Here is a 13,845-nt window from a genome sequence, read left to right as displayed (position 1 = left end):
AGGCACTCGGAAAGGGGCTCACGGCGACGAAGGGGTGGACTCAGGACGGCCCGGGCACCCCTCGACGAAGTTCTCTGGGTTGACGCGGATGACGCCATCCACCGGGGACTTGATGCCCCCGACGGGATAGCGCGCGGAGTCATGGCGGAACGCGCGGGTGAGGGTCCGGGCGGTGGGGTCATCCGCGGGCACCATCGCCACGGAGAGGAAGAGGCTGTTGTAGCCCGCGCCGCGCGCCACCGGCCGGCCTCCGTCCGGAAGCAGCTCCCCGCCGCCGTCCACGCCGCCGTCGAGGTACTCCACCTGGGTGGGGGCCAGCAGCACGTTGTCCACCCGGAAGGTGTAGCACTGGCTGCCCAGCTCGTTGGGCGGTCCGTCCGCCTCCATCTGGTAGCGGTAGCCGTCCACGGACAGGTGCGCGGTGTCCGGCTCCAGCGGGTCGGTGTGCAGCCGCAGCTCGGCCCGGCTGGAGAGCCCGTCGTTGTCCGGGTCTTCGTCCAGGTCGTTGCTGGAGCCCTGCGTGCCCCCGCGCCACTCGATGCCGTCCGGAACGCCGTCCCGGTCGCTGTCCATCACGTTCGCGTTGGTGCCGATGAACTGCTCGTCACAGTCCAGGAGCCCGTCGCAGTCCGAGTCCATGGCCCGCAGCGGCGGCGGGCAGCCGGGATCCAGCCCGCCCCCGTCCGGCAGTGCGATCTGGATGGGGTTGAAGTCCACGCCCTGGCGGGCGAAGTGCACCTCCACCCCGTCGCTGAAGCCGTCCCCGTCCGTGTCGACCTTGAAGGGGTTGGTGCCCTCCTCCGCCTCCTCCGCGTCGGTGAGGCCATCGCCGTCCGTGTCGGCCTCGCCCAGGGGACTGCCCGGCGGGGCGGTGAAGTTGGAGGCGATCAGCTCCTTCACCTGGAAGGCGCGCCGGGCCTGGCCGAACTGGAAGTTCAGGAAGTTGATGGGCTCGTTGTTGCGGAAGTCGCGGAAGTTGCCGCCGCCCAGCGCCGCCATCCGCTCCAGGCGGTCCGCGTTCTGGTTGATGAGCAGCAGCGGGCAGCCCCCATCCCCCGTCAAATCACACACCGAGCTGACCGGCTGCGTGGGGTTGAAGACGTGCACGGTGTTGACGCGCACGTCCTCCACCAGGTCCTTCAGCTGGCGGATGCGCACCACCGCATCCCCCTGGAGCAGCTCGTCGTCCTGGTCGTTGCTGGGCCGTCCGTCCGACAGGAAGATGACCGAGTAGCGCGCCTGGGCCAGCGCCTGGGAGCTCCCCGCGTCGGCGCGGCTCAGGGCGATGTCCGTGTTGATGAGCGAGTAGATGTCCGCCAGCGGCTTGACGAAGTCCGTCGCGTCCCGGTTCGGCGAGTTGTCCGGGTTCTGGAAGTTGAGCAGCGTGCGGCGCATGTTGAGCTTCTGCGCGTCCGTGAGGTTGGCCACCTGCACGAAGCCGTCCACCGGGGGCGTGCCCGACTGGGTGAGGTAGGCCGTGGTGCTGCCCGCGAAGAGCACCACCGCGACGGAGACCTCCGGGTCGTCCGGAAGGCCGTCCAGCAGGTTGATGAGCGCCGTGGCGCGCGCGCCGTCTGGATCGCTCACGTTCATGGACTGGCTGGCGTCCATGGCGACGATGACCTTGATGGGGCGCAACACCTCGTTGGTGCCCACCGTGCAGAAGCGGCCCTCGAAGGCCACCGCCCGGTCCACCGGGAGCTGCTCGCCGCGCCGCTCGTCATAGAGGTAGGCGTCGGTGCAAGCGGCCACCACCGCCAGGAGCAGCCCCACCCCTCCTACCGCCAGGCCCAGCCTTCCCCTCACGGCGCCTCCCCAGGCCGGTCACCCACGCACCGCTGCATGTATTCGCTCATCTCGTCGAGATCCTGCGGCCTGCGGAAGTTCCCGTCCTCCAGGGCCAGCGAGGGCCCCAGCGGCACGCGCAGCCCCGGCGGGGCGTACTGCGCCCAGGCACACGCCGTGCGCCACACCCCGTAGTCCGTGGCCACGCCGCTCTCCGGCGCCTCGGCGAACCACACCTTGAACAGGTTGTAGCCCTGCTGCACCCCCGAGCGGTTCGGCGGCGTCACCAGTTGCAGGTTGGACACGGTGAAGTCGTAGCAGGTGCTGCCGTTGTCCCGCTTCTCGGCGATCTTCACCCCGTACTGGTAGCCGTAGCGCTCGTAGAAGGCCCGGTCCCGCCGCGTCGGATCCGAGTCCGCGCGCAGCTCGTCCCCGTCCGGAATGCCATCCCCGTCCGTGTCGAGCCCGGACACGTTCGCCGCGAGCGGATCCAACCCGTAGCGCGACTCGATGCCATCCGGCACCCCGTCGCCGTCGCTGTCCACGATGCCATCGCGCGTCTTCAGGTAGGCCTCGGCGAACTGGGACAGGCCATCCCCGTCCGTGTCGCGGCAGGCACAGCCGCGCGTCAGCGGCGAGCTGGGGTCACACCCGCGCGCATCCAGGTCATTGCCGGGCTTGAAGCCCTGGTCCTGCCGGCGCGACTCGAAGCCGTCATCCAGGCAGTCCCCATCGCTGTCCGGAGTGTAGGCGTTGGTCTGCAGCGTGAAGGTGTTGTCCAGCAGGTCCCCGAGCCCGTCGCCGTCCGTGTCCAGCTCGCGCCCCTTCTCGCCGGGAAGCGCGCTGAGCGAGCGCACCATCAGCGTCTTGACGACGTTGCGGGACGCGAAGGACGAGTAGTCCAGCGCCCCCAGCCCCATGTTGTTGATCTCCCCCGTGTCGTTGAACTCCTGGTACACGCCGTTGCCAATCTCCGCGAAGCGCGCGAGCAGCCACGAGGCGACCTTCTTCGCCGCCTGGGGGTACTCGGCGGGCGGCGTGCCGGGGTAGGTGCCGTAGATGTCCTGGCAGATGGGGCCGCACAGCCGCACCGCCTGCTGGTTGAAGAGCAGCACCGTGTGCATGCGGATGTCGCCCACGTTGTACTGGTCCTTCAGCTCCATCAGCCGCCGCACGTAGCTGAAGAGCTGGTAGTTCTGGTTGCGGTCCGTGCCGGGCTGGAACTCGTTGATGCTGTCGAGCGAGTCCGGGTCCAGCAGGTTGCAGAAGTCCCCCGCGCTGGAGGAGTCCGACCACGTCAGGTCCGGCGCGTCCGGCGTGGCATAGGTGGAGAGGTTGTCGTTGGCCGAGCAGCGTGGGTACGGCGTGCCGTCCGTGAGGAACACCACCACGTAGCGCGTGCGCGGCAGCACCTCGGGGTTGTTCGCCGACACGGCGTTGATGTCGCTGGCGATGAGGCTGTAGGCGTAGCCCACCGCCCCCTGGTAGTCGGTGCCCTTGCCGAGCTGGCTCTGGAGCCCGCGGATGTAGGTGTCCAGCGAGGCATCCGGCCGGGCGAAGCGGTTGCCGGTGGTGACCGGAGGCCAGACGTTCTTCACGTTGGTCTCGAACGGCACAATGGAGATCTGCACGTTGGGCTGCTGGCGGAACTGGTTCACCAGCCGCTTCAGCGCGCGCACCCGCGCCGGCTCCGTCACCCCCGGCGGCAGGAGGATGCCCCCCACCTGCTCGCAGAAGCCCGTCTGCTCCTGCGAGCCCGGCGGATCCGACACGCACATGCTGCCCGACTGGTCGATGACCAGCACCACCTTCACCGGAAACCCGCTGGGGTTGGCGGGCGCCGTGCAGACGCGGCCGGTGAGTGTGAGCCGGTCGTCCAGTTGGGTCTGCTCCTGGGTGAGCGGCTCGACCAACGTGTCCGTACAGGACAGCCACACGGTGGCCAGAAGGCCCACGGCCAACCGCATCCAGCTGAGGGGGTGCATGGAAACGGGCCTCCTGCCCATCGGGTTCAGCGGGGAATCCTACTCTTCGCGGCGGCGGCGGCGCAGCAAGAGGGCAAGCACTGTGGCGCCCAGCGTCACGCCCCCCGCGGCGCCCGGCAGGGCCGCGCAGCTGCTGGCGTTGCCGCCGCCCACCGACAGCTTGAGGCTGGAGATGGAGCTGCGCTGGTCCGGGTAGGCCCGGTCCGCGAAGGCCAGCCGGGCCTGCACCTGGATGTCGTACTCGCCATCCGTGTCCGCCGTGAAGGACGGCAGGTGGCCGTCCACGTAGGCGTACTGCCAGTGGCGGCTGTTGGTCACCGCGCCGGTGGGGTTCTCGATGACGGCCTTGGAGCCCGAGGGGCGCTGCTTCACCGTCCAGGTGTACTCGATGGCCGCCCCGTTGCGGTTGGCGAACAGGGGCAGGCGCACGTTGTCGCCCTTCTTCAGGCTGAGCTGGCCACCGCCTGAGACGGTGAAGGGGCCGCGCGGATCCAAGCAGTCGTCCGGGTTGTTGCGGTCCACCACCACGCAGTAGCGCGTGTCGCACACATCGCCCACGCCGTCGCCGTCGTCGTCCGCCTGGTCGCGGTTGGCCACCTCGGCGCAGTTGTCGAGCAGCTTGTTGTCCGGGCCCTTGTTCAGCACGCCGTCATCGTCGATGTCCGGGTCGCACGCGTCGCCCTGGCCGTCGCGGTCCGTGTCCTTCTGGTTGGGGTTGGCCAGGCCCGGGCAGTTGTCCCCGTTGTCGGAGATGTTGTCCCCGTCCGTGTCCACGCGGCACGCGGAGGCATCTGCGGGCATCTTCTGGTCGGCGTTGGGCACGCGCGGGCAGTTGTCCTCGCCATCGGCGTGGCCGTCGTTGTCATCGTCCCGGTCGCACACGTCCCCGCCCCGGTTCGCCGGGTCGCTCTGCAGGGTATCCGTATCCCGGTCCAGGTCGCTCTGGTCCTTGTTGGGCACCAGCGGGCAGTTGTCCTGCGCGTTGGCCACGCCGTCGCCATCCGCGTCGCTGTCGCAGTCGTCGCCCACGCCGTCGCCGTCCGCGTCGCGCTGCTGGTAGTTGGCGAGCCCCGAGCAGTTGTCACACGCATCGCCCACGCCGTCGCCGTCCGTGTCCGTCTGCTCGCGGTTGGAGGCGAAGGGGCAGTTGTCGCGGTCATCCGCCTTGCCGTCCCCGTCCGCGTCGTCCGTGTAGGACAGCGTCACGCCGTCGTCCGTGTAGGCCACCCACACCGAGCAGCCACAGCCACAGCCGCCGCCGCCCTCCTCCTTGGGCTTGCCGCACTGGCTGCCCAGGCACTCCGGGTTGTCCACGGAGTTCGTCTGGGCCTGCGCGCCGGGCGCCAGGAGGAAGAGGGTCCCGAGGGTCAGGACCGAAGCGATGCGCTGGAATGTCATGGTGACTCCTTTTCAACCTGCGCTCATAGCAAGAGCCGATCCGCCCGCCGTCTCCGGGAAGCCCCCCTCATTTCAAGGGGTTGGACGGCGCTGGCTTTTCACCGCTCAACGTCTGTGGGGGAAAACCCCCAGGGGCTCTGTGGGGTCTACCCCCCACCCGGGGGCCTCAGTTCCCGAGCACGAAGTCCGCCGGGGTGAAGGGCGGGAGGAGGACGGGGGTGCGGCCCTCCTTCTCGGAGTAGCCGACGGACTGGATGAAGAGCGCACCGATGCCCGCGCCGCGCGGATCATTGTCCCGGCCCACCTGGAGGTAGAGGTAGATGTCGTTGGTGCCCGGGGGGATGGAACGCCCGGGGATGAAGGGGTGGGGACGCTCGAGCGTGGGCACCACGGTGATGTTCTCGGCGCGCACCTGGTAGCAGGCCCGGCCGTCCGGGGTGGGCTCCGAGGGCGTGAGCGAATAGCCGTAGCCGCGCTCGACGTGGAAGGCGATGTCCGCGCTGAGGGGGTCTCCGCGCGCCTCCACCTCCTGGATGTTCGGAATGCCGTCGCGGTCGGTGTCCTGGAGGTCCTCGGGCACGAGCGGGTTGGTGCGCGAGAGCGCCTCGACCAGGTCCGGCAGCCCGTCCCCGTCGCTGTCGCCCATGCACGGGTCGGTGCCCAGCACGCGCTCCTCGCAGGTGTTGAGCCGGTCGCCATCGTCATCCAGCGCCACGCTGCACCCGGGGATGAGGTCCACGTTGCCCGGCTGCGGGTTGAGGCCCATGCGCACCTCGATGCCATCCATGAGCCCATCCCCATCCGAGTCCGGGTTGGCGGGGTCCAACCCCAGCCCCTCCTCGTCCCGGTCCGCCACGCCATCCCCGTCGCTGTCGGCGAGCACCTCGCCGGCGCGCACCTGGACGTTGCGGTTGAAGGCCAGGAAGCGCTTGAGCACCAGCGACGTCTGGAGCGAGGAGTAGTTGAGGGTGCCAATCACGTCGCGCAGGGCCACCGGCTCGGTCTCGATGGCCTCGGTGCCCCCGGCGTTGGCGATGGCGGCGATCTGGTCCCGGGTGGCGGGGTCCGCGGCGCCCGGCCGCACGTACACGGGCTGCACCACCACCTCGCCCGCGCCGAACTGCGCGGCCAGCGCCTTGAGCTCGCCGGTGACGGCCGTCAGCTCACACTGGTTGCACGCCTCGTTGTTGGGCTTGAGCTGGGCGCAGCGCGAGTCGATGCCCACGTTGAAGGCGGGGTTCTGGCAGCTCAGGTCCTCGCTGGTGGCCACCAGGACGACGATGTAGCGCGTGCGGGCCACCTCGCCCCGGCAGGCCGTCTGCATGTCGCCGGAGAGCAGGCTCTTGGCCAGCCGCAGCGGGGCGCGCAGGCTCACCGGCCCCGTCTCCTGGTAGCTGGCGTAGCGCGGCAGCGCCGCCTGGAAGGTGGCCGCGTCCGCGAAGCTCCCCTGGAAGCCCGTGGCCACCGTGTGGAAGCCCACCAGGGCGAACTTGGCGAAGGAGCCGGAGAAGCGGCTGCTGACCGTGCTGAGCGCGTCGGTGATGTAGCCCACCACCTCCGAGGGGACGCCCTGCCCGCCCTGCACGGCGAAGACGATCTTCACCGGGAAGGCATCCCCGCTGGCCAGCGGGATGCACGTCTCTCCGGTGAAGTCCGCCCGGTCCTTGCCGCTGGGCCCCCGTCCATCCAGGGCGTACAGCCCCGCGTCGGAGCAGGTGAGGAGCAACAGCGGCGTCAGGAGCCGGAGCCAGGTCGAAAAGGTGCGCATCAAGCCCCCATTGTAGAGCCCAGGCCACGCACGGGACGCAAGCCGGCGAGCAAGCGGCGGGCGAGGAAACCTGTAAGGTGCGGCGCGCATGTCCTCCCCGCCCCGCCCCTCGCTGCGCGCCCTCACCGGAGTCCGCTTCCTGGCGGCCCTGCACGTGGTGGCCTTTCACTATGCCCCGCGCGAGGGCTTACCGGCGTGGCTCGATCGCTTCCTGAGCGCGGGCTCGCACAGCGTCACGCTCTTCTTCATCCTGTCTGGCTTCATCCTGGCCTACAGCTACCTGGGCGCCCAGGAGGCCCCGCAGGTGGAGCCCCGGGCGTTCTGGGCCGCCCGCTTCGCCCGCGTGTACCCCGTCTACCTGCTGGGGCTGGTGTTGATGGCGCCCCCGTGGCTCGACGGCGTGCGGCGCGCCGCCGGGGGCCTCCGTCCCGAGGCGCTCGGGGAGATCGCCCCCGTGGGGCTCGCCGCCCTCACCCTCACCCAGGCCTGGGTCCCCGACTTGGCCTGTGTCTGGAATTGCCCCGGCTGGTCCCTGTCCGTCGAGGCCTTCTTCTACCTGCTCTTCCCCGTGCTGTGTCTGCCCGTGGTCCACTCGGCCTCCCAGGGCCTGTGGCGTGCCGCCGCCGCCACGCTCGCGGGCACGGCCGTCCTCGTGCTGCTGTGGCTGTGGGGCGAGGGGCTCTTCGGGGCGGACACGTGGCTCAAGGTGGCGGCGTACAACCCGCTGCTCCGGCTGCCGCAGTTCCTCCTGGGCATCGTGCTGGGCCGGCTCTTCTCGCTGCGCGTGAAGCACGGCCAGGGCGCGGGGCCCGCGGCCTCCACCCAGGCGTGGGTGGCCGCTGGCGCCAGCGTGCTGCTGCTCGCCGCGCCCCTGGACGGGGCCGCGCTGGCCTTCCGGGACCTGGCGTTGATGCCCTGCTACGCGCTGCTTCTCTGGAGCCTGGCCTTTGGAGACGGCCCCATGGCCTGGCTGCTGGGACACCCCTGGGCGGTGCGGCTCGGCGAGGCCAGCTACGGGCTCTACATCCTCCACAACCCGCTCTACTTCTACCTGCGAATGGGGGACCACCGCTCGGGAGCAGGGCTCGCGGCCTCCTCCCCCTGGGTCTTCTTCGCGGTCTATGCGGCCGTCTCGGTCCTCGCCTCCCTCGGTGTCTTCCTCTGGCTGGAGGAGCCCGCGCGGCACTGGCTGCGTGCCCGGCTGGCCCGCCGTCCGGCGGCTCCTTCGGCCTCTCCGAGCTGAAGCTCAAGGTCCAGCGAAAGCTTCGATTCAAGCAAGGCATGATAAGTGGCGCCTGTCCGACGCGGGAGCGCCCGTCATCCAGTGGCCGTGGAGCGGGAATGCCAACCAGCAATGGCAGCTGGTTCGTGACTCGGATGGGCCTGTACGCACTCCAAAAACCGGTTGTGGTTCAAAACCAGTCGAGCTAGCTTCAAACCGATTGCATACCGCAATCAGTTTCGCGCGGATGTTCCCTTCTAGGAAAGGAAGCGGTTATGGCCAAGCTCGTATTCGGAATGAACCTGTCCCTGGACGGCTACGTCGATCATATGGCGTTCGGGCCCAGCCCCACGCTCTTCCGCCACTTCATCGAGGAGGCGCAGGGACAGGCGGGCAGTGTGTACGGCCGCCACATGTATGAGATCATGCGTTACTGGGACGACGAGCATCCTGAATGGAATGCAGACGAACAGGCCTTCGCGGCGGCGTGGCGGAAGCAGACGAAATGGGTCGTCTCGCGCTCATTGAAGTCTGTCGGCCCCAACGCCAGGCTTGTTGGGGATGATCTGGAGGCCGCGATCCGCGAGTTGAAGGCCGGGCGCGATGGAGAGATCGAAGTTGCTGGTCCGGACCTGGCACGAAGCCTCACCGAGCTGGGCTTGATCGATGAGTATCGACTCTACCTGCACCCCGTCGTGCTGGGTCACGGCAAGCCGTATTTCGCCGGACCTCGGCCGCCGCTCCGCCTGATGAGTCATGATCGGATTGGCGAAGATGTGCTCAGGTTGACCTACGTTCCTGCGGACTCTCGCGACTCGCCAGATGGAAATCGCCGCTGAGGTCAGATCGGGGGTGGGGCCGCTAGCCCCCCCGGCGTCCGCTCCACCTTCCGGCGCTTGGCTTGGACCACGAGCCCGAGGTTGGGGTCTGTGCATTTCACGATCTCCGCCTCCACTCCGTCTTGCTGGGCCAGGAAACGCACTCGCCAAGGGCCAGCGCGTCTTGCCCAGATTGTTTCAGTGCCTTACTTGCAGGAAGTCCGTGGGGCTTTTCGCACCCGTCCCCCTTGGCGCTTCCGGAGTGGGGTGCCCATGTTCGCGGCACATCACACCCGGAGGGAAAACGCGCATGCCTTGGGGCCGAGGACGCTGGCAGAAGATGGTGGCAACGGTGGTCCTGGCGCAAGCCTGGGGGTGCTCAGAGGTGGGCCCGTCTCCGGGCGCCCCCCTCGACCCGGAGACCGCCCCGTCTGCCCAGGTTCCCCACGCGCCCGCGGCCCCAGAGCCGCTGACCCCCGAGGGCCCCTTTGCTCCTCCAGAGCCTCCCCCGGCGCTGTCGTGCAAGGACATCGTGCCGGCGCAGCTCGGGGAGAGCCGGAGCATCGCCCTGGACGGCCATGCGGGGCTCGAGGCGGCCTGCGGCCCCGGAACCTCGGATGGCGCCGGCTTCCTGGCGCTCATGAATTCGGGGCGGCTGGGCTACACGGCCTGGGATGTCGTGTCCTCCGAGGGAATCCCCACCGGACAGCTCATCTATGGAGGGGATTTGACGAATACCGTCGTGCCCCAACCCAGCGGGTTCCACGTCTCCCTCACCGCGTTTTCCCCCGCAGGCCTCGCGCTGAAGCCATACACCTCCCAGGGCCAGGCCCTGAGCATCCACCGGTTGACCACCGATTATGAGCTCACGGCCCGCCTGTCCCCGGATCCGCAGGGCGGCGCGCTGTTCGCGGTGTGGGAGCCGCGCGAGGGGAACACCCAGGCGCTGGAGTACCAGTTCCTCGATTCGACGGGGGTTGCCCGCGCGGCACGCGCCGAGGCGCTTTCCGTCCCCGGCGGCGGCCGGCCCCTGCTCACGGGCGTGGACACCCAGGGGCGCGGGCTGCTGCTGTGGCAGAACCCGGGCGACGGCAACACGTGGCACGGGCAGTGGGTGGAGTGGAATGGCTCCGCCGTGACACAGCCCTTCCCGTTCGTGCTGCCCTCGGTGGCCAACGGGACGTTGCAGCCGCTGGCGGGCGGGGGGCTGGCGCTGCGAAACGGTGCTGGGCAATGGACCGCGGTGTTCCCCAGCGGCCAGGCGGCGGTCCAGCCCGCGCCAGCGTGGCTGGCGAACCACCCCGGCACCCAGCTCGTACTCATCCGGGGCCAGCAGGCCCACGCCCTCATCCCTCCGCCGGCGATGGCCGAGGGCATCGGGTGCCAGCCGTCCCTGCTCCTGTTCACCCAGGACGGCACCGCCTGTGGCGCGGTTCAGTTCCCCGCCTTGCAGGACTCCTGCGACGGCCGGCAGCTCAACGTGGGCGTGGACGGCACCGTCGTCCAGTACGTCGAGACAATCGTGCCGCCCGAGGTCTGTGACGAGGACGACGCCTGCTCTCCCTCCACCGAGAAAGAGCAGTGTGCTTGGCGCTGGTGGCCAGGCCTGCTGCGCTAACCCCTCCGGGGTTACTTCTTCCGGATGACGAACGAGGCGGCCTTGTCGTTCCAGCCCGCTCCGACCAGGCAACTGTTGGTGCCGGTCGCGTAGGAGGTCTGATCGAAGTAGCCGCCGTCGTACAGCACCGCCTCATACCCGTCGGCCACCTGAATCGAGGACACGATGTCCGGGCTCATCCCCAGCTCGCGCAGCTTCGCCTCGTCATAGCTGCCCACGGGCAGGTGGAAGCCCGCGCCGGTGTAGTTGCAGTCCTTGTAGACGACGGCGATGGGCGTCACCGGCTCCACCACCATGGCGTTGGCCCGGTCGTTCCAGCCGCTGCTGACGAGGCACCCGTCGTCCGCGGTCCGCACGAGCGAGGCGCCGGTGAAGTCGGCGTTCTCGTAGAGCGTCACCTTGTAGCCCGGCTGCACGCGCACCGAGGAGATGTCCTTGCCCGAGATGCCGTGGAACTGGAGGTCCTTCAGCGCGAACCGGCCCACCCAGAAACCCGCGCCCCAGATGCCGGTGTAGTTGCAGTCCTTGAACACCGCCACCGGATCCCTCGGCTTGGGGGTGCCCGTGCGGACGTTGCTTGCCCGGGCGAAGGCCCGCGCGGCGGAGGCCTGGTACAGCAGCTCCGCCTTGCCAGGCTTGCCCGCGTCGGACCACCACTCGGGGTACCGGCCGTTGGCATCCTTGCCATTGTCCCGCAGGAACTGGAGGTACCCCGCGACGATGTTCAGCCAGTTGATGTCGCCATCCACCTCGTAGAGGTCGACGTAGGCGTTGGTCATGTCATGGCCGCCCCACTGCCCCGTCTCCTTCAGCGCGTGGGTCTGCCAGTCGATGTACGTCGACTCCATGGCCAGCCCCTGGTGGCGGGCGTCGTCCAGGTAGGTGTAGTTGCCGGTGATGCGGAACAGCAGGAGCGCCGCCTGAGCCATCACCGCGTTCTCGTAGCCCCGGTACCCCGGGCCGTAGCCGAACCGGTTGGCCTTCATCCAGTTGTAGAGCCGCAGGCCATCGGTCAGGTACTGCGCCGTGCCCGTGGCCCGGTGCAGCATGAGGTTCGCCGCCGCGGTGGGTGCCGTGGCGCACAGGCACTGGCCGCCGGTATCGCCCTCGCGCCAGCGGATGCCTCCGTTCGGATCACTGCTCGCGGTGTTCTCGCCGCTCATGCTGAAGGCCAGCACTTCCTTGGCCCGGTTCAGGTATGTGGCGTTGTTGGTCTTCTGGTACAGCTCCATCAGCCCCTTGGCCGCCCAGGCGTTGTCATCGTAGTAGCGGTCGCCGCAGCCATAGGCGGAAGCGTTGTAGCCCCACCGGTTCTTGGTGTTGCACCAGTAGGCCTGGTGCAGCTCGTTCGCGTAGGCCTCGGCCTGCGCAATCTTGCCGGCGGCGATCAGCGCGTGGAGCTGCACCCCGGCGGGCCAGTGAAAGGCCGTCGCCTGCCGGGCCGAGGTCTCGTAATAGAGGTTGCTGCCCGGCCTGCGGAAGTCCTGTTCGATCTTCGCAAGGGTCTCTTCGCCCCAGGCCTTGAAGTCACTGTTGGCCTGGACGAGGTCCTTCCAGGAGGCGTCCTCGTTGAAGCTGGTGGCCGTGTCGCTGGGCAGCGTGCCGCCGCGCTGCGCGAGCCACACGTCCGAGTTGAAGTGGCGCATGTAGCGGCCCGGGAGGTTGAACGACTCCAGGCTGACGCCCTGCCCGGACAGGCCCGGGCGCGTGCACCACGTGGCGTCCTCATCGAAGGCCCGGGTGCCGTCGCGGCTGTCGATGCGAATCCGCGAGGCGGCGTGCCGCAGGAACTTGCCCGGAAAGTTCTGGGACTCCAGCGAGTAACACCCGCCGTCGGCCAGCCCCGCCACGACGCGGAAGCTGGAGTCCGCCTTCTCGGCCGGCGACGTCCCGAGGATGTCCGTGCGCGCCAGGCTGTCGTAGTGCCGCAGGACGCGGCTCGTATGCCCCGCCGTGGTGACACCGAACGCGTGGTAGACGTTCAGCCGCATTGGCACCCAGGACAGGGCCGCCTTGCCGGGCTGCTCACCGGCAGCCGTCGCGCTGTGGAGGGGAGCAGACACCGTGCTCGCCGCAGCGGTGTCCTCAGGGCTTGCGCCCTCGCAGCCGGTCATCACCACGGAGGCCAGCAGCGTGGTGAGAAGAATCTTGGTTTCTTTCATTTTCCGTAACCCCATGGGAGGTGGCCCCCATGCGCTATCAAGTTAAGGAAAACTAGTAAATCAAAGAAACCAAGCAGAAACCGTGGCTCAGGCGTCTGCCTTCACGAGGCCCTCGATGGTGTGCGCCTGGACGATGTCCTCCAGCGAGTCGACCACCCGGTACGTCAGGTGCCGGCGCACCTCGGGCGGCAAGGTGTCGTGGAAGCGCCGGCTGAGTTGCAGGTCGTGGCGCTCCGCGTTGCGCGCGTCCGGCGCATCGGCCCCGAGCACCAGGACGGGCCGGGACTTGTCCGACTGGTTGGCTGTTCCGCGGTGGACGGTCAGGGCCGAGCGGGCCGAGATGTCGCCCATCTTCGGCATCTTGCGCTGGGCCCGCTCCACGTAGCGGGGATAGAGCGACTTGGGCGGGAACATCCCCTTGTCGAAGCTGGGGCTGTGGTCCCACTGCGTGCCCACCGCGATTTCGAAGGGGCCCATGTCCTCGGTGACATCGACGGTGGTGAGGTTGAACGCCAGCGAGTTCAAGCGCCGGCCCACCCGGGTCTCCTCGGGGGAGGGGAAGTCGCGGTGCCAGGGCTGGTTCAGGGCTCCCGGTCCCGGGACATCGAAGCCCAGCTCGACAATCTTGTACTCCGGTCCCAGGACGGCCTCGCACACCGCCACCACCCAGGGGTGGCTGACGAGCTCGACGAAGCCCCGGAGCCGCTCCGGCTGAATCTCGACGTAGTAGCGGTTGGGCCCCCGGCCGAGCGCGCCGTTTGGACGCGCGAGCGCCTCCTGGAACAGCGTGTGGATGTCCTGCCCCACCTGCTGCACCCACTCCCGTGAAAAGGCGCCCTTCAGGCCGATGATGCCATCCCCATAGAGGCCGCCCATGATGGCCGCGGTGTCGTACTTCGGTGCTACCTCAGGGGCGCTGGCAAGACCCTCGGGGGCGCCCGGGGTGGTGTCGGTGTCCTGTGTCTCGTATCGCATGCCCTTACAACTCCGGGCAGCACCCCAGGTTGTCAAGCCTGCCTGCCCCGGAGTCGGGCGAACTGCACCGGGCGCCGGTGGCCTGTCTGAGCCCCGGCGCCCGCTGAGGGATGG

9 protein-coding genes are annotated in these 13,845 nt (G+C 69.0%); 3 read left to right on the top strand and 6 right to left on the bottom strand.

Translation table 11 applies throughout. From position 1 onward, the window contains the following. Positions 1-18 precede the first annotated feature (18 nt). The 4 genes from KY661_RS09280 to KY661_RS09265 all read right to left on the bottom strand — a co-directional run bounded on the left by KY661_RS09280 (position 19) and on the right by KY661_RS09265 (position 6,936). A complete protein-coding gene (locus KY661_RS09280) occupies positions 19-1,806 on the bottom strand; it encodes a vWA domain-containing protein (protein ID WP_225409867.1) in 1,788 nt (595 codons plus the stop codon). Continuing rightward, positions 1,803-3,770, bottom strand: a complete 1,968-nt coding sequence (mtsD, locus tag KY661_RS09275; protein ID WP_225409866.1) for a cell-cell cohesion protein MtsD — start codon at positions 3,768-3,770, stop codon at positions 1,803-1,805. Before mtsD ends, KY661_RS09280 begins: the two co-directional genes overlap by 4 nt. 39 nt (positions 3,771-3,809) lie before the next feature. Next, a complete protein-coding gene (mtsC, locus tag KY661_RS09270; protein WP_225409865.1) occupies positions 3,810-5,168 on the bottom strand; it encodes a cell-cell cohesion MYXO-CTERM protein MtsC in 1,359 nt (452 codons plus the stop codon). Between the two features lie 166 nt (positions 5,169-5,334). Continuing rightward, positions 5,335-6,936, bottom strand: a complete 1,602-nt coding sequence (locus KY661_RS09265) for a calcium-binding protein (RefSeq protein WP_225409864.1) — start codon at positions 6,934-6,936, stop codon at positions 5,335-5,337. A gap of 88 nt (positions 6,937-7,024) precedes the next feature. On the opposite strand from KY661_RS09265, the gene KY661_RS09260 reads away from it, so the two are divergent. The 3 genes from KY661_RS09260 to KY661_RS09250 all read left to right on the top strand — a co-directional run bounded on the left by KY661_RS09260 (position 7,025) and on the right by KY661_RS09250 (position 10,594). Further along, positions 7,025-8,179: an acyltransferase family protein gene (locus KY661_RS09260; protein WP_225409863.1), complete on the top strand. Its 1,155-nt coding sequence runs from the start codon at positions 7,025-7,027 to the stop codon at positions 8,177-8,179. 254 nt (positions 8,180-8,433) lie between these two features. Beyond that, positions 8,434-8,997 carry a dihydrofolate reductase family protein gene (locus tag KY661_RS09255; protein WP_225409862.1) on the top strand — a complete coding sequence of 188 codons (564 nt, stop codon included), beginning with the start codon at positions 8,434-8,436 and terminating at the stop codon, positions 8,995-8,997. 289 nt (positions 8,998-9,286) lie between these two features. Continuing rightward, a complete protein-coding gene (locus KY661_RS09250) occupies positions 9,287-10,594 on the top strand; it encodes a hypothetical protein (RefSeq protein WP_225409861.1) in 1,308 nt (435 codons plus the stop codon). Positions 10,595-10,605: 11 nt separating this feature from the next. On the opposite strand, the gene KY661_RS09245 is transcribed toward KY661_RS09250, so the two are convergent. Continuing rightward, entirely contained in the window at positions 10,606-12,756 is a 2,151-nt protein-coding gene (locus KY661_RS09245) for an AbfB domain-containing protein (protein ID WP_225409860.1), read from the bottom strand. A gap of 87 nt (positions 12,757-12,843) precedes the next feature. Beyond that, positions 12,844-13,731 carry a phytanoyl-CoA dioxygenase family protein gene (locus KY661_RS09240; RefSeq protein ID WP_225409859.1) on the bottom strand — a complete coding sequence of 296 codons (888 nt, stop codon included), beginning with the start codon at positions 13,729-13,731 and terminating at the stop codon, positions 12,844-12,846. Positions 13,732-13,845 lie beyond the last annotated feature (114 nt).

The sequence above is a fragment of the Allostigmatella hybrida genome (assembly GCF_020103775.1).
In the GTDB taxonomy this organism is placed as follows: Bacteria; Myxococcota; Myxococcia; order Myxococcales; family Myxococcaceae; genus Hyalangium; species Hyalangium aurantiaca.
This window is presented reverse-complemented; position numbering and strand designations above follow the sequence as displayed.